General features: G+C 59.4%; 20 protein-coding genes and 1 riboswitch. Of the genes, 12 read left to right on the top strand and 8 right to left on the bottom strand.

All coding sequences use genetic code 11. The features are described 5' to 3' along the window. Positions 1-56: 56 nt before the first annotated feature. Positions 57-614: an adenosylmethionine decarboxylase gene (gene speD / locus RDA78_RS15580; RefSeq protein WP_434050743.1), complete on the top strand. Its 558-nt coding sequence runs from the start codon at positions 57-59 to the stop codon at positions 612-614. Then, complete coding sequence (gene speE / locus RDA78_RS15575) at positions 611-1,483, top strand: polyamine aminopropyltransferase (RefSeq protein ID WP_434050742.1); 873 nt, start codon at positions 611-613, stop codon at positions 1,481-1,483. Before speD ends, speE begins: the two co-directional genes overlap by 4 nt. Before the next feature lie 87 nt (positions 1,484-1,570). On the opposite strand, the gene RDA78_RS15570 is transcribed toward speE, so the two are convergent. Beyond that, a complete protein-coding gene (locus RDA78_RS15570) occupies positions 1,571-2,794 on the bottom strand; it encodes an MFS transporter (RefSeq protein WP_434050741.1) in 1,224 nt (407 codons plus the stop codon). 844 nt (positions 2,795-3,638) lie between these two features. Further along, positions 3,639-5,411, bottom strand: a complete 1,773-nt coding sequence (locus tag RDA78_RS15565) for a caspase family protein (RefSeq protein ID WP_434050740.1) — start codon at positions 5,409-5,411, stop codon at positions 3,639-3,641. A gap of 745 nt (positions 5,412-6,156) precedes the next feature. On the opposite strand from RDA78_RS15565, the gene RDA78_RS15560 reads away from it, so the two are divergent. Genes RDA78_RS15560 through RDA78_RS15550 form a run of 3 tightly spaced genes read left to right on the top strand, consistent with a single transcriptional unit; the run spans position 6,157 to position 11,436 of the window. Next, positions 6,157-7,950 carry an adenylate/guanylate cyclase domain-containing protein gene (locus RDA78_RS15560; RefSeq protein ID WP_434050739.1) on the top strand — a complete coding sequence of 598 codons (1,794 nt, stop codon included), beginning with the start codon at positions 6,157-6,159 and terminating at the stop codon, positions 7,948-7,950. A 54-nt stretch (positions 7,951-8,004) separates the two neighbouring features. Then, a complete protein-coding gene (locus tag RDA78_RS15555) occupies positions 8,005-9,192 on the top strand; it encodes a phosphatase PAP2 family protein (protein WP_434050738.1) in 1,188 nt (395 codons plus the stop codon). 42 nt (positions 9,193-9,234) lie between these two features. Further along, positions 9,235-11,436 (top strand): S8 family serine peptidase, encoded by a 2,202-nt coding sequence (locus RDA78_RS15550; protein WP_434050737.1) that lies wholly within the window; start codon positions 9,235-9,237, stop codon positions 11,434-11,436. Positions 11,437-11,482: 46 nt separating this feature from the next. Here RDA78_RS15550 and RDA78_RS15545 read toward each other — a convergent pair whose 3' ends face one another. The 6 genes from RDA78_RS15545 to RDA78_RS15520 all read right to left on the bottom strand — a co-directional run bounded on the left by RDA78_RS15545 (position 11,483) and on the right by RDA78_RS15520 (position 17,039). Then, positions 11,483-12,376 carry a metal ABC transporter solute-binding protein, Zn/Mn family gene (locus RDA78_RS15545; RefSeq protein ID WP_434050736.1) on the bottom strand — a complete coding sequence of 298 codons (894 nt, stop codon included), beginning with the start codon at positions 12,374-12,376 and terminating at the stop codon, positions 11,483-11,485. Beyond that, entirely contained in the window at positions 12,373-13,275 is a 903-nt protein-coding gene (locus RDA78_RS15540) for a metal ABC transporter permease (RefSeq protein WP_434050735.1), read from the bottom strand. Before RDA78_RS15540 ends, RDA78_RS15545 begins: the two co-directional genes overlap by 4 nt. Then, positions 13,268-14,026 carry a metal ABC transporter ATP-binding protein gene (locus tag RDA78_RS15535; protein ID WP_434050734.1) on the bottom strand — a complete coding sequence of 253 codons (759 nt, stop codon included), beginning with the start codon at positions 14,024-14,026 and terminating at the stop codon, positions 13,268-13,270. The genes RDA78_RS15540 and RDA78_RS15535 overlap by 8 nt, the downstream gene beginning before the upstream one ends. Then, positions 14,026-14,163, bottom strand: coding sequence for a hypothetical protein (locus RDA78_RS15530; RefSeq protein WP_434050733.1), 138 nt, complete (start codon positions 14,161-14,163; stop codon positions 14,026-14,028). The genes RDA78_RS15535 and RDA78_RS15530 overlap by 1 nt, the downstream gene beginning before the upstream one ends. Positions 14,164-14,365: 202 nt before the next feature. Beyond that, positions 14,366-14,591, bottom strand: a riboswitch (cobalamin riboswitch). Between the two features lie 76 nt (positions 14,592-14,667). Continuing rightward, the gene (locus tag RDA78_RS15525) at positions 14,668-15,765 is read right to left on the bottom strand and encodes an NAD(P)/FAD-dependent oxidoreductase (protein WP_434050732.1); all 1,098 of its coding nucleotides are present in this window, start codon (positions 15,763-15,765) and stop codon (positions 14,668-14,670) included. Between the two features lie 359 nt (positions 15,766-16,124). After that, entirely contained in the window at positions 16,125-17,039 is a 915-nt protein-coding gene (locus RDA78_RS15520; RefSeq protein ID WP_434050731.1) for a MurR/RpiR family transcriptional regulator, read from the bottom strand. Positions 17,040-17,203: 164 nt separating this feature from the next. On the opposite strand from RDA78_RS15520, the gene RDA78_RS15515 reads away from it, so the two are divergent. From RDA78_RS15515 to RDA78_RS15485, 7 genes are all read left to right on the top strand, one after another. Beyond that, entirely contained in the window at positions 17,204-17,707 is a 504-nt protein-coding gene (locus tag RDA78_RS15515) for a TRAP transporter small permease (protein ID WP_434050730.1), read from the top strand. After that, the gene (locus RDA78_RS15510; RefSeq protein ID WP_434050729.1) at positions 17,704-18,990 is read left to right on the top strand and encodes a TRAP transporter large permease; all 1,287 of its coding nucleotides are present in this window, start codon (positions 17,704-17,706) and stop codon (positions 18,988-18,990) included. The genes RDA78_RS15515 and RDA78_RS15510 overlap by 4 nt, the downstream gene beginning before the upstream one ends. A gap of 27 nt (positions 18,991-19,017) precedes the next feature. Next, positions 19,018-20,064: a DctP family TRAP transporter solute-binding subunit gene (locus RDA78_RS15505; RefSeq protein ID WP_434050728.1), complete on the top strand. Its 1,047-nt coding sequence runs from the start codon at positions 19,018-19,020 to the stop codon at positions 20,062-20,064. 76 nt (positions 20,065-20,140) lie between these two features. Then, positions 20,141-21,607 (top strand): M81 family metallopeptidase, encoded by a 1,467-nt coding sequence (locus RDA78_RS15500; RefSeq protein WP_434050727.1) that lies wholly within the window; start codon positions 20,141-20,143, stop codon positions 21,605-21,607. Then, positions 21,604-22,662, top strand: coding sequence for a D-TA family PLP-dependent enzyme (locus RDA78_RS15495; protein ID WP_434050726.1), 1,059 nt, complete (start codon positions 21,604-21,606; stop codon positions 22,660-22,662). The genes RDA78_RS15500 and RDA78_RS15495 overlap by 4 nt, the downstream gene beginning before the upstream one ends. Positions 22,663-22,728: 66 nt before the next feature. Beyond that, the gene (locus tag RDA78_RS15490) at positions 22,729-23,115 is read left to right on the top strand and encodes a RidA family protein (RefSeq protein WP_434050725.1); all 387 of its coding nucleotides are present in this window, start codon (positions 22,729-22,731) and stop codon (positions 23,113-23,115) included. 185 nt (positions 23,116-23,300) lie between these two features. After that, complete coding sequence (locus tag RDA78_RS15485; RefSeq protein WP_434050724.1) at positions 23,301-23,993, top strand: dimethylsulfonioproprionate lyase family protein; 693 nt, start codon at positions 23,301-23,303, stop codon at positions 23,991-23,993. Positions 23,994-24,008 lie beyond the last annotated feature (15 nt).

The following is a 24,008-nucleotide window of genomic DNA, read 5'->3' as shown; positions in this document are numbered from 1 at the left end:
GTAAGGAGTGCGCTCCGGAAAATCACCGGGGACATCTGCTGGTTTGGGAGAGCGATATGGAAAGCAACGCCCTCTTCGAACTGGGGATGGACTTGGAGGCTCGTGTAGCAGAAGACGCAATCAGCGTTGCCGAGCCAAGAAGCACCACCCAGAAGGAAGAAAACGTTTCTAACGCGGCTGCTGGCATTTATGCCGATGACCGCCTGGATCACTTCATTCAGAAGGAAGGGGTCCACTGCGCTGGTGCGCACTTGATTATTGATCTTTACGACGCCGAAAAGCTCGACGATCTGCCTCATGTCGAACAGGCCCTGCGCGCCTGTGTCGAGGAAGCAGGCGCGACCCTGTTGCACATTCACCTGCATCCGTTCGAACCGACCGGCGTGTCGGGGGTTGCCGTGCTTGCGGAAAGCCACATCTCTGTCCACACCTGGCCCGAGGCCGGCTATGCCGCGTTCGACGTTTTCATGTGCGGCGATGCCAAGCCTGAAAAATGCGTCGACGTGCTGCGGAACGCCTTCAATCCGGGCAAGACGGCGGTTTCCGAATTGCTGCGCGGGCGCGAGGTCGCCAACCAGTTGTCGAAACCGCACACACTGGAAGCAGCCGAATGAGCGACGGCCTGGTCTTCAACGAAACCCTGTATCCGGGGGTTCAGGTCAGTTACGGCTGCGACCGGATCCTCTACCAGGAGAAAACGGAGCACCAGGACCTGGTGCTCTTTTCCAACCCGGTCTTCGGCAAGATCCTGATGCTGGACGGGGTGACCCAGGTCACTACCGCGGATGAGTTCATCTATCACGAGATGATGTCCCATGTGCCGATCATCGCCCATGGCGCGGCGAAGAACGTCCTCATTGTCGGCGGCGGCGATTGCGGCCTTGCCGAGGAAGTCCTGAAGCACCGGACGGTTGAAAAGCTCGTCCAGGTGGAAATCGACGCCTCCGTCGTGGAGTTCTCGAAGGAACACTTCGCGGACTTCAACGAAGGCGTCATTGACGACCCGCGCTTTGAACTCGTCATTGCCGACGGCATGAAATTCGCGGCGGAAACCGAACGCAGGTTCGACGTCGTGATCGTTGACAGCACCGACCCTCATGGACCGGGTGCCGTTCTGTTTTCCGAAGAATTCTACCGCAATGTTCACCGCATGCTGACACCTGGCGGTGTCCTGGTGACGCAGAACGGTGTGCCGTTCCTTCAGCGCGACGAACTGGTGACGAGCATCGCGCGCTTCTCCCGTATCTTCAGGGACGCGGCTGCCTATATCGCGGCAATCCCGACCTATTTCGGCGGTCACATGACGCTCGGCTGGGCGACGGACAATCCGGACCTGCGCAGGCAAGCCGCACAGGTGCTCGAAGAGCGGTTCAAAGCGGCCGGTTTCAAGACCAGGTATTACACGCCCGACGTCCACGCCGCGTCCTTCGCGCTGCCCAGGTTTATCCTCGACGCAGTAGAGGAAGGCCGCGCCGGGGTTTGAGAAAGTGCGAGTTTGCTATTGGGAAGCAGCTTGACTTGGCACCATGGGGCCGTTCTGAAAGTCATGCGCAAGTTGTCGCAAACAGCGTCAAGGGTGCGTGTCGGCACGCTTGTGTGACTTAGCACTCGACAACACTGCGGAATCGACCCGTACAGGATGTGCATCCTGCAATACGTACTGCACAGGCAAGTCGATCTTGGAAACCGCCTGGATCAGGATGAAGCAGCTCGACATGAGCGTGAAGACGACCAGCACATGGTCGAAATCGAAGTGCCCGGCCAACCGGCCGAAGATCGCCGATCCGATGATTTGACCGACGGGAAGCATGAAAAAGAGCACCGCGACGACGGTCGGCGCGTGGCTCTGCGAGATCCGCCCGGCCCAGATCAGGTACATCGCTGTTCCCGTCATGTAGAAGACACCGAACACGCAGGCGGCAAACATGGCGAGCGTTGCGGAATGTTCAGCCATTGTCAGCAGCAGCGCGGACGCCCCAAGTCCGACAAAGGAGATCGAATGCATCTCGGCAAGCGACAGCTTCGCAACGAGATCTCCGCACAGTCCGCCGAGGAGACCGGCAATGCCGAGCGCAATCCAGAAAAGGCTGATGTCCGCCGCACTCCAGTCGGCGAGACCGACAAGACTGAGGCCGCCACCAGTCCAGATCGCGGCACTGACCATTCCGAAGAGCAGGGCGCTCGATGCGGCCTGATGAAGGCCGGGCGACCTGAAAATCTGTCCGAAAGCGCCGGGCTTCGATGCACCCACGGGCCGTTTCGGCACCGCAAAAAACGCGGCCAGCGACAGCGCGACGGAAATCAGTGCAAACACGAGAAAACAGGTGCGCCACGTGTCCGCGAACCGCAATGCCGTGATGCTTGCGGCCACGATTCCTGCACCTGTTCCAGCGTTGATGATGCTGACCGCCCGTTCCTTGTAGCGGCTGCAGACGATGCTGACGCCGGAAACGAGCGGGGGCATCGAGAGCCCGGAGCCGATGCCGATGAATGAAAGAGAGGCGAGTAGATAGGCCTGTGATTGCGCGAGACTGACAGTCAGTGCGCCCATAGCTGCAAATGCCATCGCGGCCGTTACAGTGACGCGTGCACCCCATCTTTCGGTGAGATAGGCCGCGACAAGCAATGCGGCACAGGTTCCGGCATAGACGCTGCAGGCAAGCAGAGCGGTATCGTCATGATCGAGCCGGAATTCGTTCTGGATGGAAGGCAGAAACTGACCGAAAGCAAACCGGACGCCATAGGTGATTGAAATGACCCACGCACCCACGACAACAAACAGATAGCCCCTCATTGCAACATCCCCATCGAAATCTGGAATCGTATGAATTCTGAAAAACGGCCTCGTGCGCGAGCTACGGAATACACGCCCCACGCACGCCCAATCGGGCTATGACTCGATATGTGTTCGAAGTGTTTTGATAAAACAGCGGGAAGTCACGAGCGGCGGTAATTCAGAAAAAGTGTGATCCAAGTCTCAAATTCTATTGCAATTGCAACCACATACGCACGCAAAAGGTGCGACCCAAAATAGATCGGCTCTCAACGGTCACGTCTTCGCGGAACATCAACACATGGTTCACGCCACATGACAGACTACCAGAATGCGCCCTAATGATGTGCCTTGTCGGCCGGAACAACCCAACGTCTGGCCTATGGATTCACACCTCGTCCACGCGCGGTCGATGGTTTCATCACCGGGCGCAATCGCGAGCTTAAGCTGCAAGACATTCGTTTGGACAATCGCTTGGATGCTTGCCTACAGCCATCTGCGAAAGCGCCCGAAATCCTCAACTCTCTTTGTCTGATGCATGTTGCGTGCTGATGAGCTCGGACGAGTACACTATCGACCTCCTGCCTCTGCGCACTGTTTCGATGCGTGATGTGAACCTGCAAGCAAACTCACAGGCCGACGCAACGCCATCTCAAGAGGCCGTTATGCAAAATGGCACACCACCCAATGAGTCCGGGAAAATACACCCACAGGGCAGCCGACTTCGACTTGCAAAGGACACCTTTCACGGCGTGTCCGCGAAATGACGACCCGGACAAACCCGGTAAACCGCATTTTGCTATTGCGGAACCGCCGATTGCGTAGTGAGATTACCGATCAACCAAAGTCCCGAGGGCAACTAAACTCAATCGATTTCTATGATAATGCCTGTGTGGACCACGTGTGCGTCCGCCCAACGGTTGTATGGGATCGGGGGTTCGTTGAAGAACGCCGCCATTACCGCTTGGCCCTCGCCACTGTTGTTTGGTTGGCTTGGGAACCACGGTATCCAGTCAGCGGGTTCTCCAGTCACCCAGCCCCAACCTCCATCAGGTTCGCGCGCTCCCTCAGTCTGATACAAACCGAAAGTTGGACCTACATAGGAGTTGTCGCCATGGTCCCGCCAGAATCTCTGGTCGTCCTTGACCAACCGAAAGGCGAAGTCATTTTCCTCAGGTGTCGTGAGTGTCGCCAGATGTCCGCCACTTCGCTCGGCGAGCGCTTTCACCCCGTCGTGTCGCCCACAGCACCATGTCAGCACACCGATATACAATCGATCTTCAAAATAGCCATAAACAAATTCTTTGCCTGCAAGCACCTTTGCTGCGTTTAGAAGCCGTGGATCCGTCTCTAGCAGGGCCAAAGTCTTTGGGTCATATCGACGCGCATTGACAGAAGACACGATCGGGACTGAACTGGTTTCAGCCACAACAAATTCAACGTTCAGTGCCTCTGCCGTTCCCGCGGTCACCACGCCCGTCGATGGCAACCCCGCAGCTGCCTGGAAATCCGCGATCGCCCGGCGCGTCCGCGTCCCAATCACGCTATCCTCTGGACCTGCGTCGTAGCCGCGCGCGTTCAGCGCCACCTGCACCGCCCGCGCGTCTTCCTTCGACAGCCCAAGCGACTGCTCGGCCGAGGCCGCCGCCTCGCGAGCCACCGTGATCTGGCCGCTCTCGGCAACAACGCTTCCCGGCGCGCTTGCCAGCGCTGCCGCTGTCAACTCCTCGCGCGCTGTAAGCGCCAGATCGCGCATCGATCCCGTCGGAAACCGCTTCAAGTAGATGTCCCAGGCCCGCTCGGTGTTGATGGCCAGCGCCGCCTCGAAGATCGCCTCCTCCTGCGCTGCGGCGATTGCCGCGCCCTCACCTCCTTCGCCAAGATTCAGGTACACCTCCAGTGCCAAGTCGTTCGTCACCGTTGGCACCTGCTTGTCTTCCGTGTCGGCCTTCACATCGCGGATCACCCGCTTCATCAACGTCAGGATTTCGATGTTCTCGGTCGGCAGGTGCTTCGCCAGCGCCTGTGTGAACGGCGAGTTCTCCGAGTCGCCGTCATAGGCCACCTGTCCGGGCGAGGCTGCGAACATGAGCATCGAGCCCTGGAAGCGTCCTGCCATCGGTGCAAGGCCCCGGGTCGTGAGCGCTCGTGTCGGCGAGAAGTTCTGTGTATAGAAGTCGGTGGCCAGCGGATTGTCGCGGCAGGCGTCGATGAAGACCAGAGCGGCGCGCGCTTTTTCTTCGAGCATCTGCACGATACGGTTGAGCGGCAGCGCCTCGCTTTGCACATCGAAAGCACTTCGCAACGCGGCATCCACACCCAACAGATAGTTTTGTCCCTCGAACTGCATGCCGTGACCGGCGTAGTAAAAAAGAGTTACGTCGGCACCCTCGGTCCGGTCGAGGAAGGCGGAAAACTCTTCCGCCAGCCCTGCCCGTGTCAAGTCGGTCGCCAGCGCAACATCGAAGCCAAGTCCTTCGAGCGTATCGGCCACGAGGCGTGCGTCATTGACCGGATTGGCGAGCGGCCCCGCATTGGCGTAGTCTGCGTTGCCAACGATGAACGCTGTGCGTTTCTCGGCAAGAGCTGGAAACGTTGCGAGCGAAAACAAAAACGCAAGAATAAGAAATCGAAGCATTACAACCCTGCTGGCAATTGATCCGTTCAGAACAATTCACTTGATATGCATACCCAAAGCAGCAACAAGCGACAAGTTTCAGACCATCATCCAATAGCGACACCGAAATCAATACGATTGAACCGCGCGCTTTTGGGAAGCTCTCGAAGATCTGCTCACCAGAATTTGTAAGGTTCGGGCTCGAAGTAGAGCTGTACTGCACAACCGACCGATGACGGCTATGCTGTTTTCGCGAAATTGACGGATCGACTGCCAAATCTCGCATCACCCTTCAAACCGGATATCGCAGGTCATGAGCTCACGGCCTGGTTCGCTTGCTATTTGCTCGAGGAAAATTCAATCATCACCTGGATCGGCCCGACCGTGATGCTTACCGGCGTGCCAATCGCGAAACCGATTTAAGCGCTCCTGCCGGTCCTGCCCGCAGGCCACCGCCAGACATGATTGCCCTGATGACAGATTTGACAATCAGAGCATTGGTTACAATATGTGCATTATTGCGGATGGATTTTTACAACGAAACATGAGTAAATGAGATTGAGTTCCGAAGAGGAATTTTTGAGAAATAGACAGTAATTTCAGATTTAATATTATTGTTATTGCAGAAAATTTTTACGCGCTTAAGCTGCTACATATCAAATATAAGTTGGACGCTGTAAATCCGCTCATGGCTTAGCGCTTAGCCAAAGGTTTCAGCAATGTACTACTGTTTTTACGCGACACAGGATCTGCGAGGCTACTCGCAATGATTTCGACCTCGTACAAGGACATTTTCACGCTCGGTACGGGGCTCTTGCGGGTGAACAGAGCGGTTCTGTTCGCCGACGTTGTTGATTCAGTACGTCTTTTCGAGGTTGACGAAGAAGGCACCATTCTTCGCTGGGTCGGGTTCGTGGATGACCTCGAGCGCAGGCTGGAGGCGTCCGGGCAAGGCCGCCTGGTCAAGCGCATGGGTGATGGCCTGCTGGCAGAATTCGACGATGCAGGCTATGCGGCGCGCACGGCGCTGGACATTCAGTCCTCGATTGAAAAACTCAACGAGAACCTGGACGCGGATCGCCGGATCGAACTGCGGATCGGCATTGATATCGGCGAAATCCTTCACAGCGCCGATCAGGACCTCTACGGCCAGCATGTCAACACCGCCGCCCGCCTGTCGTCGGCATCGCGCGCAGGTCAGATCGTGACCAGCGCGGCAATCCGCAATGAACTGGCAAGCGATCCTGATGCGGAATTTGAAGACATCGGGGAACTGCATCTGAAGAACCTCCCGCGGCCGGTCAGCGCCTACGTGCTGCGCAACCGCGATGAAGCGCAAAGCGTCACTCCGAGAATCGCTTCAAAGGATCTGCAGCCGACGATCGCCGTTCTGCCGCTCATGTGTCCCGCCGTGTCTCAGGAAACGATGGTGTGGTCGAACCTGATCACCGAAGACCTGGTCGGGGCGCTGGCAAAGTCACCTGCGCTCAGCGTGATTTCGAACCTGTCAACGGCAAGCTTCCGGACAAAAACGCTGGAACTGGAGGAAATCCGGTCCAGACTGAGCGCGGACTTTATTGTGTCCGGCTCCTTTCGCCAGTCACCCCAGCAGACAATTCTGGACCTGGAACTGATCGAAACCCGGACCGGTCTGGTTGTTCTCTCCGAGCGTCTGGAATTCGATACCTCTGAGCTTCTTCAGCGCAACACCCTATTCAGTGATCTTGCCAACAGGATGCACGGCGCCCTTTTGAACAGGCAAATGAAGAGAGCCCTCTCCGCTCCCCTTCCGACGCTTGAAGGCTACGCGATCCTGTTTGGGGCCATCGCGCTGATGAACCGGTTGTCGCGACAGGATTTCGAGCTCGCAAGGGAACTTCTCGACGGATTGATCGAGCGTGTGCCGAATGCCCCTGCCGCTCTTGCCTGGAAGGCGCGCTGGCACGTGCTCAAGGTCCAGCAGGGCTGGGCAGACGACCCCGGCCTCGAAGCCAGGCTTGCGCTGGACTGCACGGAACGGGCGCTGGACATAGACCCGCAGAACTCTGCCGCCCTGGTGGCCGAGGGGTTTGTGCGAAACAACCTGCTGCATGATCTCGACGAGGCCGAAGAACTGTTCGACAGTGCCCTCGAACTGACGCCGAACGATGCGACCGGGCGCGCATTGCGGGCAGGTCTCTATACCTTCCGAGGAGAAGGGGCCAAGGCAGCACAGGACGCCGAACACGCCCTGCACCTTGCTCCCCTGGACCCGAACCGGTTCTTCTTTCAGGCAATGGCGGCCGGCGCCAGTCTGGCGAACAGGGACAATGCGCGCGCCCTGGAACTTGCGGCCAGCTCTCTGCGCCTGAACCGCTCCCACACGTCCACGCTGCGGGTCAAGGCCGTCGCCGAATGGCGTTTGGGGAAGCATGAAGAGGCCAAAAAGACACTCGACAAACTACTGAAAAAACAACCGAATTTTTCGATCAGCTGGTGGCAGAAATCATCGCCGGCGGCAGATTTCGAGATGGGGCGGGCGTTTGCCCGCTCGCTGAAGGAGCTGGGGGTGCCCGAGTAGGGTTCGATTCCCGGTCGGACATGCCTTGAACAACATTGGTGAAAGGAGCACAGGATGGCGAATTCAGGAGGATTTGGACCCGAAGGAAGCCTGGGAAGTCTTGGAAGCCTCGGGAGCCTTGGAAGTCTCGGGAGCTTGGGCAGCCTCGGCAGTCTGGGAAGCCTTGGCAGTTTGGGCAGCCTTGGAAGCCTCGGATCCGCACCGGCAAATCCACCGCTGCTGGTTCAGGCCCTGATCACCAACCGTGACGGGATTGCCGGCAGTTTCGAGCCGGTGCCGGCCGGTGATGTCGACGCGGACAATCAGGAGAGCACCGCCTATCTCGATCGGCTGTCGCCCGGCGTTCGCGCAAGCATTTTCTCGCTCGAACTCGGCTCGCGCATCGGCTTCAAGTTCACTGGCGGCGAGGCCAATGTCTATCATCTGCAAACGGAATACGGGACGTCGCAGACCAAGTATCAGCTGCTCATGGCCATGAAGCGGCCGACACAGGAGATTTTCTCAGACCAGCTGACAATGATCGCCAACTATGCGGACCTGCGTGCGGACAGGGCCGGTGAAATCATCTCCCAGCTGGCAACGCCCCTGGAATTCCTCCGATCCATTGCTTTTGTCGATCCGGACCGGACACCGTTCACGGTCGAACTTCTGGGCATGTCTCTCTGGCTCGCAAACTACGTCGAGATGCGCGTCAAGTATGCCCTGGCCTGCAAGCGTCCCATCGAGTGGTCTCCGCAAATCCAGCCGATGATATGGACACCGACCCATGGGAGCCTGCCGAGCGGACATGCCACCGAAGCCTTCTGCATGGCTCAGGTGCTCTGGCGGTTGCTGCAGGAGACAGGAACCGAACCATACTCCGGAGACCTCTGGGGCGAGATGATGATGCGCCAGGCGGCGCGTATCGCGATCAATCGCACTGTGGCCGGCGTGCACTTCCCGGTCGACAGTGCAGCAGGGGCGGTCCTCGGGTTGAACCTTGGCGAGTATTTCGTCAGACGGTCTATGCAAAATGCTCCGGACAAGGGCTGGAAATTCGACGGGACATTGTTCAAGGACGCGTCCGGTTCCGCGGAAGGCCTGGATTTCGATTGGCGGCAATATTACGACTTCGCCACCTCACCACCGGGCCTGAAGGCCGAAACTGACTGGGTGAGCGAAGAAGACTTCCTGAATTCTGCTCCAGACGCCCCGTCACAGCCACTGGGCTGGCTTTGGAACAAGGCCAAGGCCGAATGGTAACGCAGTCTTTTTTGAACCTGTCCGAACGAGAGGGAGGCCGTCGTGGTCTTTACCTGGCACGAATTCGACAGTGGTGACATTGTCCTCAATCCGGAAGCGGATTTTCGCATATACACACTGAGCCGTGCAATCGCGGTGGATCTGAAAACCGATGCGGACGACATCTGGTGGCTGACGGTTGTGCAGCCGGCGATCGATCCGCGAACAAAGGAAAATTATACGCTTCTGGATATCCGGGAGTTTGCCAGATATCTGGGATTGGGCGACGACACGAGCGACTTTCTTCTGATTCCGCCCGAGTACTCGCAGGACTTCAGAAAGAGTGCGGCTCCGGAAACGGTCTCGTTCTATGCGCGTCGAAACTACCTGAACACGGTCAACCGGTTTGTTCTCGACCCGGACGCAAACGAAACCGGGATTGCCTGGTTCGAAGTCGGCCCGGCCTTTCGGCCGGACGACATCGTCAACCAGAAGGATCCTTTTGTCATAGAGAAGCCGGCGGAATTCGAGGTGCAGGAAGGCTCCGTCGTCATGGCGGTTATCGACAACGGCATCGCCGTCGGTCACGAGCTCTTTCGCGGCTCCGCCGATGCAGCCGAGACATCCCGCGTGAAGTTTTTCTGGAACATGGACGGTGTGGCCTCCGACGACTTGCCCGCCTCGGTGCATATTGAACCTGCGACGGTCGGGAATGTATGGACAGGAAACGGGCTGACGGAGCATCTCGCTGAAAACATGCATAACGGCATATTGGACGATACCGCGTTCTATCAGTCCATCGGTGCGACGGACTGGTCAAACCGCCGGCACACGCCGATCGCGCATCGCCTGTCGCACGGCACGCATGTGATGGGTCTTGCCGCAGGTTTCCCTTCCCATGGAACTGAATCTGCTGACGCCGAAAAACGCCCCATTATCGCAGTCAACCTGCGCACGTCGGACGTTCAAGACCCTTCAGGCAGCCTTTTCGCGTCCTGGCTGGAACAGGCGCTCTTCTTCATCCTCGACCGCCACAAGCGCATCGGGATCGAGGGACAACCGGGTGTTCGCCCGCCCCTCGTCATCAATTTCAGTTTCGGGAATTATGCCGGACCGCATGATGGCACCGGGGCCATCGAAAAGAAAATCAGGAATGCCCTGATCAAGGCGGCGAACCAGACGATCAAGTGCGAATTTGTTTTGCCGGCCGGAAACGGAAATGAAAGCCGTTGCCACGCGCGTATCGAAATTTGCGGTGATCCGCCCCGGCGGCAATCGCTGGACTGGCGCGTCCAGCCATCTGATCGAAGCCTGTCGGCCTTGCAGATCTGGCTGGATGAGGAGGGACAGGTTCCTGACGACTACGTCACTCTCACCGTTGACGGGCCGGGAGGGATCGAACCGGTCGACGTGCCGTCGCATCATCCCGTCGCATGGCAGGAACTGGTCAATGAGCAGGACGAGCGCCTGGGGCTGGTCTATTTTCTCGGTGCAAACGTCGGTCCGTTCAAGCGCGGTCACTTCGGTGTTTTTCTTTACGCGACGGACAGCCCGGAAGACGTTGGGCCCTTTGCACCCTCAGGGCTCTGGAAACTGCATCTGCAAGCACCGGAACACTCCGGCGACGTCCGGGCGAAAGCCTGGGTGATACGCGACGAAACGCTGCCCGGGTATCCCGTTTTTGGCCGGCAATCCTATTTCGATGACCCGCTCTATGCAGAGTTTTATGAGCCCGGGCTCCAGATCAATCCGCTCGACCGCCCGCTGATTGGCGGGCGCCTTGGCTATGACCCGGTCGCGACCCCGGCGCTGGTTCGGCGCGAGGGTACGTTGAGCGGTTTTGCCAGCGGCGACAGAACGGTTGTCATTGCAGGCTTTGTGAATACGGATCCGCGGGAACACTGCCCGATTGCGCTCTACTCAGCCTCTGGGCCAACCAACAATCCGGCCAAGACCGGACCGGATGCATCCGGTCAGAGCGATGACAGTATCGTCATGCATGGTGTCGTGAGCGCCGGATCGGCGAGCGGATCGTTTGTCGCGATGCCGGGCACCAGCGTGTCAGCGCCGCAGGTCGCCCGCTGGATCGCCGGTGAACTCTCACAGGGCAAGCCATCCGGCCCGCCACAGGTTCGCGCTGCTGCGGAGACAATGGACCCTCCGGGAGGCAGCAGCAAACCACCCGGCACCCGCTCCGGCGGCGGGCGAATGCTTGACCTGCCGATCTTGTTCGGGCGGTCTCGATGGCCGGGCCAGTCCAGGTGATTGCTGGAGGGGCGCAAACAGCGCCACTCCAACGGGCTATGTTGCCTCAGCTGTTGTTGTTCCCAAGCGCATCCAGCAGCGTGCCGAGATTATGCTGGAACATGGTGAGGTAACTTGTCGCCGGCCCGCCCCGTTCGGAAAGGGCATCCGAAAACAGACGGCCGCCGATCTCGATGCCTGTTTCGTCGGAGATCTGCTGCACCAGCACCGGGCTGGTGATGTTCTCAACGAAAAGCGCGGCAGCACCCTGCTCCTTGAGTTGGGCAATGAGGACGGCAAGGTCACGTGCGGACGGTTCGGCTTCCGTGTCGATACCGACCGGCGCGAGGAAGGTTAGACCGTAGGCATCAGCAAGATATCCAAAGGCATCATGCGCGGTGACAACGGTGCGGCGATCTGCCGGAAGTGCGGCCAGCCGCGTGCGGGTCTCCTTGTCAAGAGCCTCCAGCTTTGCAATGTAAGCCTCAGCATTTGCTTTGAAATCGTCGGCGTGATCCGGCATCGCTTCCGACATCGCGTCGGCGACGTTGCGCACGTAAATCACCCCGTTCGACAGGGAGTTCCAGGCATGTGGGTCGGTCTCGCCGTCAACCATGACCGGCGTCACGCCTTCGGTCGCAATGTGGACGGTGGCTTCGGTCCCGGATTCGGAAATCAGCGTGTCTGACCAGGTTTCGAATCCGAGCCCGTTGACGAAAATGAGGTCTGCCTCGGCAACTGCGCGCGCATCGGCAACGGAGGGCAGATAGACATGCGCGTCGGCATCCGGACCGACGATGGTCGTGACATCCGCATGATCACCAACGACCTGCTCAATCATGTCCCCGAGGATCGAGAAACTGGCGACGACCTTGATGTCGTCATGCGCATTGGCCGGCAAGGCAGCTGCCAAGAGCGATGTCGCCACAAAACCGGTGGCCAGCGTTTTCAAAATAGTCATTGGATTCTCTCTTCAGCATAGGGGTGTTCAGTAGAGGGTTTTTTCTCTGCGGACGGTTTGCGGAACCGGCCGCCAAAGCCGAGCGGCCCGAACAGGGCGGAAATCAGAAAAAAGCCGCCGGCAACCAGAACGATCGCCGGGCCGGACGGGGTTTCTGGAAAGACATACGACAAGGTCAGGCCGATCCAGCAGCTTGCCAGGGCAAACAGAAAGCCGAGCACCAGCTGGCCGGTAATGGTACTGGCCCAGTAGCGGGCTGCCGTCGCGGGCAGGATCATCAGGCCGACAGCCATCAGCGTCCCGAGTGTCTTGAACGCGGCGAGCAGGTTCAAAACCAGAAGCAGCATGAACCCCTGGTCGACGAGCCAGGGCCGCCGTGTCTGTGACTCAAAGAAAATCGGGTCACAGGTGCTGACGATCAACGGCCTGAGAAGAACGGCGAATGCAGCAAGCGTCACCGTTGCGACCCCGCCGACCAGCATCATGGATGCATCGTCGATCCCGAGGATCGACCCGAACAGGAAACTTTTGAGCGGCACCGCAGATCCGGCCGCGGACAGGATGAAGATCCCGACCGCCAGGGCAATGAGATAGAGCGAAGCAAGGCTCGCATCGCTGCGCAGGATCGTCTTGCGCGCGAGCAGCGCCGTGAGGACGGCAACACCGACCCCGGCCACCAGCCCGCCAACGAGCAGCGACATCACCGACAGGCCCGTGGCGACGAACCCGATGACGATACCGGGTGTGATTGCGTGGGCCATTGCCTCGCCGGCAAGGGACAGGCGCCGCAGGACAAGAAATGCGCCAATGGGCGCAACGGAAGCCGACAGCACGGTGGTCGCCACGAAGGCGCGTCGCATGAACGCAAAACTCCACATCTCGGCGACAAATTCAAACATGGGCCGGTTCTCCCCGTTCAAGGGAGCCGCGGAACATCCAGGACGCCTGGCTTTGCGAGAGATAGCCCTGCGCCACGAGGCGCTCCGGCGTTAGAACCTCTTCCACGGGACCATGCGTCGCGATCCCGTTGCCCAGCAGCAGCGCGTGGCTGCAGTGATCGAGGACCGATGAAAGATCATGAACCACAAGGACAACTGCCCGGCCTTCCCCGCGCCAGCGCTCGATGATCGACAGCAGGTGAGCCTCGGTACTCTGGTCGACCGCCGCGAATGGCTCGTCCAGCAGGATCAAGGGTGCGTCCTGAAGTATGACGCGAGCAAACAGGGCGCGCTGAAGCTGCCCGCCGGAAAGCGTGTGAAGCGATCGGTCTGCAAGATCCAGGATTCCTGCCTCTTCCAGCGCTGCCGCGACCCGGTCTCGGCCGCTTCGTCCAAGACCGGACCACAGCCCGAACCCGCGCCATGCGCCCATCGCGGCGAGGTCGCGCACACGAATGGGAAAGCGCCGGTCGAACTCCGTCAATTGTGCCAGGTAGCCGATCTCGCCCGGCCGTCCTGACGGCCAGTTCAGGCGACCGGCAAGCGGTTCCTTAAGGCCAAGAAGCATCTTGACGAAGGTGCTCTTGCCGGAGCCATTTGCACCCAGGACCGCCAGCGCCGTTCCCGCCTCCACATCCAGGGACAAATGCTTGAAAAGCGTGAGGTTCGGATAGCCGAGAGACAGATTTCGCAATTCCAGGACGGCTGCCATCACAGCACCATCCAGATCATGAGCCAGAGAAGAGCTGACGACGCCAGTGCGCCTGCGGCGAGTGTCACGACACTCATCTCAGTCAGGCACGAAGGCCGGCTTTGCCGGATTTCACTTCCGGGAGCATGCCGCGCCATCAGTCCGTATCCGGACTTGGTTCCGCGAACGACGTCAGCAGGGACCCGCAGCTAGGTCTGTCGTGACTTTCCCGCAATGGGATTGATCGTGTGATCTGGCGCATCGCCCCCTCCGAATGGACGGGGATCTGGCAGAACCATATTTTTGAACGGCAGCACCGCTTTGCACATGGACGTCTCCCACCGGGACACCCCGCCCGGTCAAGTTAAGATTGCGATGGCAGGTCTCCTGACTCGCGGGTCCAAGCTTTCCCGATCCTTCCCGGGCCGTTGTTCAACAAGGCCCAGTGGCGATCATCGGGGTCGCTCACCGCTCACAGTTGCGGGGGCAGTCACGGATTTGGCGCCCTTCGGCTCTTCCTCACCGTGTTCCCTTTTCATCTTGCAGCCGTTTTCATTCTGCAAGAACCATCAAAGGCGAACCTATTTTGCCGACCAGAAATAATCAACACGTATTTGTGCTTAAGTCCTGTTTCACGCATCTCGCCTGATCTGCAGGACGGGTCAGTCCCGCGCTTCCAGCCACGTCTGCGCCGAAGCCATATTGCTGGAGACAATACCGTCTGCCAGCTTCTGCCCGACCACGGCCCCGAACTTGTAGCCATGTCCGGAACAGGCTGACACGATGGTCGCCCTGTCTTCGGTTGCCGCGAAGAAATGCTCGTCCGCCGTAAAGGTGTAGGCGCAGGTCACCACGCCGTCGACGCGATACTCCTCGATCCGTGAAAACGGTGGTGAAAAGTGGTTGCGCAAAACCTCCCCTTCCCCGGTTTTCGGCGTCCGGTCCTGGTCCGGGGTGGCTTTGTATTTGTGTATTCCGGCGCCGAACTTGAGGCCTGTTCCGGCAACGGGAGGCAGAATGTAGCCGTCGACAGGCCCGCCAGGATCCAGGATTGCAGGCGCACGTTCCCAGACCTCCGCGAGATCAGGCGGAGGTGTCAGGTAGACAACCGCCGTGCGATAGGTGGTCAGGCTAGCTGCAAGTTTCGGAAACAGTCCGAGGGTCCAGGCACCGGAGGTGACAATCACATGATCGCCTTTGAGGACCTGACCATCGGCAAGCGTCAGTGAACCGGCCGCGGTATCGACCGCGGTGACCTCCGCGTTCTCGCGCACCTCCGTTCCCTGCGCCCGAAGCCAGTCACGAAGATCTGCAGCAATTTTCTGGCAAAGAAGAACGCCGCCCTCATCGCTGACAAGGCCATAGCGGATGGTCTGCGGGGCGACGAAAGGGAACCGCGCGGCGGTCTCTTCCGGTGTCAGGTCTTCGAAAGGATAGCCACCCTCGACAAGTCCGCGCCGGTAGTCTTCGCCGCCATCGTCCTCAGTCTGCGACATCACCATGAAGCCGGTGTCGACGAGATGTTTTGTGCCCAGGTCTTCCCACATCTCGTCCCACGCCGAATAGGCATCTCCGATCCGGCGCTGATAGCCGCCCTGCCCGCCATAGGCCCTGCGGATGATCCGGTGCTGGTCACCGGAGGCGGAGAGAGGATTGGGGATCGGGCCCTGCTCGAACAGCGTGACAGGGACACCGCGCTTGGTCAGGGCCCAGGCGGTTGAAAGACCGGAAATTCCGGCTCCGACAACAAGGATTGTCATGAAGAAGTTCCTGCGGTTTGATCCCGCAGATTACCCGGCACCGGGGTGGAAGCAAGGGGCAATATGCCGCTCGATCCGCAAAGCGCCATACCCGTTTGAACGCATTGAATCTCTTGTTTAAGCCGCTCACAAACCACATGAAGCGGAAGCACGAACTGAAGTGTTTCTTTAAGCGAATAATTCGTCAGTTATTGCTGCAAATCAGCATGTTAGCCCGCAGTTCGGAATCAAATCCTTAGCGCCCTGGCTGTGGACTCTAAATAGGTTGTTCACTCACATTGAGTTCTTGAGACTGGTTGTTGACCAAACACAATCAGTTTCAGGATCGATGGAATGAACAACCTTTTTGAAATCCACACCTAGTCCCCGAGCGGCTGCGGCCCCGTCCGGCCATGATAGGCTGTCAGGGAAGCCCGGATCCGGCGCAGGTTCTCCGTCGTGTGGTCGGACCTCATCTGGGCAACCGCCATGGCCAGCGCGTCGATGATGACGAGATAGGCGTAGCGGGACGCCGTTGGTTTGTAGATGTCCGGATCTTCCGGAAGATCAATCTGCAGGGCGCAGTCAACAGCGCGCGCAAGCGTGCTGCCCGACTTGGTGATTGCCAGGGTAGCTGCTCCGTATCCCGCCGCAATTTCGGCGGCGCTCACGATTTCATCCGCCTCCCCGCTGGAAGAAATCAGCAGCATGACATCAGACTTTGACAGGGTCGCTGCCCGCATCTGAAGGACGTAGCTGTCGGACACGGCCGCCGCGGAAATACCGAGCCTGAAAAATCTGTTGGAGGCCTCTTGCGCCAGCATGGAGGAACCGCCGCCGACACCACCGACAAGCAGGTTTCGTGCGCCGGCAATATGGTCTTTCGCGGTCTCGAACACCTCCCCTTGGACCTGCTTGCGCATGACGTTCAGGGATGCCGAAAGGGCCCCGATCACCTGATCGAGAAACCCGGAGCTCGACGCCGACGCGGGCCGGTCACCGACATCGAGATACTGCAGGCTCACGGCAAGGTTTTGCGCAAGCCGGATCTTGAATTCCCGGAAGCCGTCGCACCCCATCGTCCGGCAGAAGCGCACCACCGTCGGTGTGCTGACGTCGCACGCCTTTGCCACCTCGGCAATGGTCATCGCGCTGATCCGCTCCAGGTTGGCCGAGACGAAGTCGGCAACCTTCTGTTCCCTCGCGGAGAGCTGACCATCGGATTTTCTCAGATTGGAAATCACGTCGACAGCCGCGTGTCCCAGTCCCTCGTCTATTTTCAATCGTGCTTGCATGATACCTCACCCCCATTTTGTAACTCGATTACAAAATTAGGTCAATAAACACACCCATTTAGCCTATCAGGTCGGAATTTTTGTAATTAAATGACAAAAATTCCTTGACTCACTTGTCATTCCCACGAAATTATCTAACGGAGTTTCATGCGGGAGGGGCAAACGTGAAAATCCTTGCGGAAAGAATCGGCGGAACGCTGAACCGGCTGATCGAAGCGGTCGTCGCACTCCTGATGCTGGCTCTTGTCTTCGATGTCTGGATCGGCGTCATAGATCGCTACTGGTTTCACTGGCAATTGCCTTGGCCCGAAACGCTTGCCCGCTACCTGATGATCTGGGCAGCCCTTCTGGCGGTCTCGTCCGGGATCGCCCGCCGCGAGCACATCGGCCTGACATCCTTCCTGATGAAGCTGCCCTATCCTGTCCGCCGAAGTGTGCTCATCGTGATCGACCTGCTGGCGATCGCGCTGTTTGCCTATGTGCTCTGGTTCGGCGTCGGCTTTGCCCAGAGCGGCGCGTCGCGCCAGGCGATGATCTTCGGCGCAACGCTCGAACCATTCTTCTGGGCAGTTCCCGCTTCGGCCTTCCTGGCAATCGTCCAGCTTGTCCTTGTCCTGTTGCGCGACCAGGGACTTCAGCTCGAAACATCCGCGGAGGCGCGCGCATGATTGTCGCCGTTACCTTCGTTCTCCTGATCCTGTTCGGCATGCCGATCGGTTTTGCCATTGGTCTTGCGGGTGTTGTCGGGCTCATCGACATGGGTGGCGGCCCCAACTTCCTGGCCATCGGACCAAGCAAGATCTTCAATGGGTTGAACATCTTCCCTTTCCTCGCCATGCCGTTCTTCATTCTGGCCGGCGAGATCATGAACGGAATCGGCATTACCGACCGTCTCGTGAAACTGGCGCAGGTTCTGGTCGGGCGCTTTCGCGGCGGCCTCGCCCACACCAACATGCTCGCCTCCGTCTTTTTCGCTGGCCTGACCGGGTCGGCGACCGCCGACGCCGCCGCCTTCGGCCGCACACTGGTCCCGGCCATGGAAAAAGAAGGCTATTCACGCGACTATGCCTGTGCCGTCACCGCTGCAGGCTCAATCATTGGCCCAACCATTCCCCCGTCAGGGCTTATGGTCGTCTACGGATCGCTGATGGGCGTATCCATCGGCGGCCTGTTCGCGGCCGGCATCCTGCCGGGGCTCGTCATCTGCCTCGTCTGCATGGGCGTCATCGTCATTGGGGGAAAACGCGAAAACCTTCCCAAAGCCGCGCGCGGAGCCACATTGCGCGAGGTCTGGCACACGTTCGTGTCGTCGCTCACCGCCCTTCTGATGCCGATCATCATTCTGGGCGGCATCCTGGGTGGCGTCGTCACACCGACGGAAGCGGCATCGATCGCCGTTGCCTATGCCCTCTTCATCGGGATCTTCGTCTACCGGACGCTGAACGTGCGGGATTTCTATTCCATGCTCGTTCGCACGGCGCGCATCACCGGCGTCATATTCGTGATCATCGCTTTCGCGGGCATTCTCGGCTGGTGGATGAGTTTCGAGCGCATTCCACAGATGCTGGCCGGAACGGTCCTGGGGATCTCAGAAAATCCCTACGCGGTCATTGCCATCATCATAGCGATCCTGCTTGTCGTGGGCATGGTGATGGATATCACCGCCATCCTGATCATTCTGGCACCCGTCCTTGTTCCGCTCACCGAGCAGATCGGCCTGGAACCGATCCATGCGGGCATCATTTTCGTGCTGGCGCTGAACATCTCCCTGATGACGCCGCCGGTCGGTGCCTGCCTGTTCGTGCTGTCCTCGGTCACCGGGGAAAAGCTGGAACGGATCGCGGTCAAGCTCATGCCATTCCTGATCGCCGAAATCACCATCCTGTTCCTGTTCGCATTCTGGGAGGACGCGGCCCTGTTTCTGCCGCGCGCCTTCGGATTTGTCCAATAGACCACGTCTTCAACTGAGGAGGTAATCATGAAGACTTTCAAGAAGGGGTTTGTTGCAGGCGCTGTTCTGGCGCTGACCGCGACAACCGCACTGGCCGAAGGCGGTGTCATTCGTTTCGGACATGACAACAAGACCGACCCGTTCGAAAACCCGGCGCATGCCTGCACGGCGGTGTTCTCCAACATCGTCGCCGCCGACACCAATGGCAGCGTGACCGTCGAGGTGTTCGGTTCCAACCAGCTCGGCTCTGCGGCGGAGCATGTCGACCAGGTGCGGAACGGCGTCATCCAGGCGACCCTGACGTCGACGGGCGCGCTTGCCAGTTACTACCCGCGCATCGACGTTCTGAACCTTCCATTCGCCTTCGCCAACAATGCGTCCACCTATTCCGTCTTTGACGGTCCCTTCGGTGAAGCGCTGGCGGCGGACATCGAGGAAACGCTGGGCGATGTCGTCGTTCTCGGCTTTCCGGATACGGGCGGTTTCTTCGCCGTCACGAACTCCCAGCGGCCGATCGCGGACCTTGACGATTTCGACGGCATCCGGATTCGGACAATGACGCTGCCCTCGCACCAGAAGATCGTCCAGGCTCTGGGTGCGGAAGCCTATCCGCTGAGCTGGGGTGAGGTCTATTCCGGTCTGCAGACCGGCGTGATCGACGGACAGATGAACCCGGTCCCGATCATTTCCTTCGCGAACTTCGCCGAAGTCCAGAAATACATGACCCTGACCAACCATTTGTTCTCGCCGTATACCTTCATGGTCAACCGCGCGTTCTTCGAGGGCCTGAGCAAGGCGGAACAGGACACGTTACGAGTTGCGGCGGAAAACTGTGTCGCCGCGAGCCGGGGCCTGTCACGCATCATCGAGGCCTCCGACCGTGGTCTTGCAGGCCTGATGGACAAGATCGAGGTGACAGCCCTGACAAACGATCAGCGCAAGGCCATGGCAGGCGCGACGCAGCCGGCCTTCGAGACCCATGTCGCCGAGAACCTCGACGCCAAGGCGACCGAACTGCTGACCCTGTTCAAGAGCGAAGTGGAAGCTGCCAACGGCAGCAGCTACCTGAACTGACAAAGGGTACGCACTCATAACTGGCTTGGGGAGCTTCAGCTCCCCTCGCCATCTTTTCATTTTGACCGGGGTTTTCATGCGCGTTTTTTGTGCTTCCGTCGCGACCGAGACCAATACTTTTTCTCCCTTGCGGACGGACTTTTCAGATTTTGAACAAAGCTTCTACGCACCGCCCGGCGCACATCCTGAAACACCGACGCTGTGCAGTGCCGTGTTCCCTGCCTTGCGAAAACGCGCCGCGCGCGGCGAGATCGAGCTGATCGAGGGGACCGCAACGTGGGCCGAACCCGGTGGTCTCGTGAGCGGGCCGACATGGCAGCGCCTGCGCGCCGAGGTGCTCGGCCAGCTGAAAGCGGCGCTTCCGCTCGACACCGTGATCTTCGGCCTGCACGGCGCGATGATCGCCGACGGCTGTGTCGATTGCGAGGGCGATCTCCTGGAGGCAGCGCGGCAAATTGCAGGCCCAGATTGCCGGATCGGAGCAACCTTCGATCCGCATAGCCACCTCAGCGAAAAGCGCACCAGAAATGCCGACATAATCACCGTCTTCAAGGAATTTCCCCACACGGACTTCGTCGAAACGGGCGAAGTCTGCGCGGAGTTGACGCTCAAGGCTGCACGCGGTGAAATCTCTCCTGTGATCAACGTCTTCGACGTGCGCATGATCGACGTTCTGCCCACCAGCCTTGAGCCGATGCGCGGTTTTATCGACAGGCTGAAGTCGCTCGAAAGCTCCGGCGAAGTTCTGTCGGCTTCAGTCATTCACGGTTTCATGGCCGGGGACTCGCCCGATCTTGGCGCGAAGATCATTTTGACCACGAATGGAGACATGGCGCGCGGCAAGCGGTTGGCGCGGAATCTCGGGATGGAACTCTTCGGTTTCCGCGGCCGCGCAGCGCCGGAGTTTCTAGCGCCCGTCGAAGCCCTGATGCGCGCAGATAGAAGCGCGCGTGCACCGGTGGTCATCGCGGATGTCTGGGACAATCCCGGCGGTGGTGTCGCTGGTGACTCGACCATCCTGCTTCAGCATGTGCTCGACCGGGATCTGAAGGGTGTCGCGCTTGGCACGATCTGGGATCCGATGGCGGTGCGGCTGTGTTTTGCCGCCGGTGAAGGCGCTGAATTCGAACTCAGGTTTGGCGGCAAGACATCGGCCCATGCCGGGCAACCGATAGATGCCCGGGTTCGCGTGACCCGGCTGGTGGAAAACGCCGTGCAAAGCTTCGGCGCCTCTGTCGTGCCACTCGGAAACAGCGCGGCAATCCGGATCGGGGATCTGGATATCGTTCTTAATTCCAACCGGTCGCAGGCGTTTTCGCCCGATCTCTTCACGAACCTCGGTATCGATCTGGACGCGAAACGGATCCTGATCGTCAAATCGACCAATCATTTCCACGGCGCATTTGCACCTATCGCGGGAGAAATTCTTTATGCTGCCGTTGATGGGCCCTATCCTAGCGACCCGCGCCGGACCGCCTACACCCGTTTGCAACGCGAGATATGGCCGATGGTAGACAATCCCCATCACGAGGAACTCGTATGATTTTCCCGACCCTCGACACACCTTGCGTCCTGGTGGACATGGACATAGCCGAGGCCAATATTCGCAAATACCAGGCCCATTGCGACAGCAATGGCTTGAGACTGCGTCCACACATCAAGACACACAAACTGCCGGGCCTGGCGAAATACCAGGTCGCGCAGGGAGCCGTCGGCATCACCTGCCAGAAGGTCAGCGAAGCCGAGGCCATGGTGGCCGAGGGTGGCATTGATGACGTCCTGATCACCTACAACATCCTTGGAGACACAAAGACGGCGCGCCTGCGCGCGTTGTCCGAAAAGGTCCGGCTCTCCGTCGTTGCGGACAACGACGTGGTGGCAAACGGTCTCAGCCGCGCCTTCTCGGACGCTGCCGACCCGCTGACCGTTCTGGTTGAATGCAACACCGGCGCGGACCGGTGCGGTGTTCCCTCGCCCGCCGCCGCAGCCACACTTGCAAAGCTGATAAACACTCTGCCGGGGCTGAGGTTCGGCGGCCTGATGACCTTTCCTCCGGTTGGACGGATGCAGGAGGCCGAAGCCTGGTTGACCGAAGCCAAGACCCTGATCGAGACCGAAGGACTCGAGGTGAATGTGGTTTCATCCGGCGGCTCTCCCGACATGTGGCGCACGCATGGTGATGGGCCGGTCACGGAGCACCGGATCGGCACCTATGTCTACAACGACCGTTCGCTTGTGGCCCACGGGGCCTGCACCTGGGAGGATTGCGCGCTCACGGTCCTGGCGACCGTCGTCTCCGTTCCCTCCCCAAACCATGCGATCGTCGACGCCGGGTCGAAGGTGCTGACGACGGATCTTTTCGGGCAGGTGGGGCATGGGCATGTGCTCGGCCGCGACGATCTTTCAGTTGATCAGCTCAGCGAGGAACATGGGCGCATCGTTTCCGATGGCCCGATCAACCTGAGAGTTGGCGAAAGACTGCGGATCGTGCCCAATCATGCCTGCGTGGTTGCCAACATGCTTGACAGGGTCGAAAGCGTGCGCGGCCCGGATCTCACCGGACCCATGCCTGTCGCAGCGCGCGGACAGGTCTGGTGACGTCCGGACGCCGTTTATCTTCTGAAATCAACCGTCCTTTCGAACATCACGATATTGGAGAATGAAATGCCTATCGAACGCATCGGCGTGGAACGCACCGGAGCCGGCGGACAGAACCTGCCCTTTTCTCCCGCCGTCAGGGCCGGCGATTTCGTGTTCATCTCGGGCCAGGTGGCCATGAAGGAAAACGGCGAAATCGAGCCCGGCGGGATCGAAGCCCAGACACGGCGCACGATGGACAATGTCGTCGCCGTTCTGGCAAAGGCCGGCTGCACGCTCGAGGATGTCGCCAAGGTCAATGTCTGGCTGGACGACACGCGGGATTTCTGGATCTTCAACAAGATCTACGCCAGCTATTTTCCGAACGGCGCTCCGGCGCGCTCCACGGTGAAATCGCAATTGATGGTCGATGCCAAGATCGAAATCGACGTGGTTGCCTACAAGCCGCTGTAAAGGCCCGGAGCCAGACAACCGCGGCTTGTGCCCGAGAGCATGGGTACCGCCGTTGCTCCCGCCCCTGAGACCCTGCTGCCTTTGTTGCTGCCATTTTTTGATTGGCGCGAATTCTGCTTGTTGATTTCCGCTGCGTCGGTGCTATGTCCCGCGCAGCATCCGGAGTTCAGCAAAGAGGCGAAAGCGTGCTTGAGGAAGACAAGGTGACCGACGAGACCGGCCAGCCGGAGGACTATCTGTCCAACTACCCGGACTGGGGCTATTTGCTGCGCGAATTCTATGAAGCCTACCGGTTTCTGTCTTCCGGCGGCAGCGACAAGATCCGGTCCCATCAACGGTCCGTGCGCGAAGCCATCAGCCGCGTGAGCAGATCAAAGACGGTCATCGACTTCGGTGAGCCTGCCCAAAAACCGGTCACGGCGCATCTGAAACGGGCGCTGGATGAAGGCAGGCTTGAACGGACGGCGCCCCTGATCCGGGCAATCGAAAGCGTTCAGGGACAACTTGCCTGGCAATACGGATATGAAAAAGTCCCGCGCGGGCTCAGCAAGAGTTACGCCTATGCGGAGCTGTGCGGCCCGAACGGACCGGTTCTGACGACCGAGGTAATCCTCGGCCTTGTGCTGTTTGCGCCGGGCTGCGTTTATCCTTCGCATGCCCACAGCGGCATTTCGGAGAGCTACATCTGCCTGTCAGGCGCTGTCTCGGAGAACCATCAGGGCGTCTATGCGCCCGGATCCATGATCTTCAACCCGCCCGAACACACCCACCGGATCACGGTGTCAAAGCTTGAGCCCGCGCTCCTCGCCTATGCCTGGACGGGACCGCAGGACAAGCTCGCCAGCCAGAAAATGGTGTTCAGCCGCAAGCGCAAATGAGCAGGCAAGCCACGG

Source organism: Roseibium sp. (assembly GCF_051016195.1).
GTDB lineage: Bacteria > Pseudomonadota > Alphaproteobacteria > Rhizobiales > Stappiaceae > Roseibium.
Note: the sequence above shows the minus strand (reverse complement) of the source record. Positions and strands in the feature narration are given on the sequence as shown.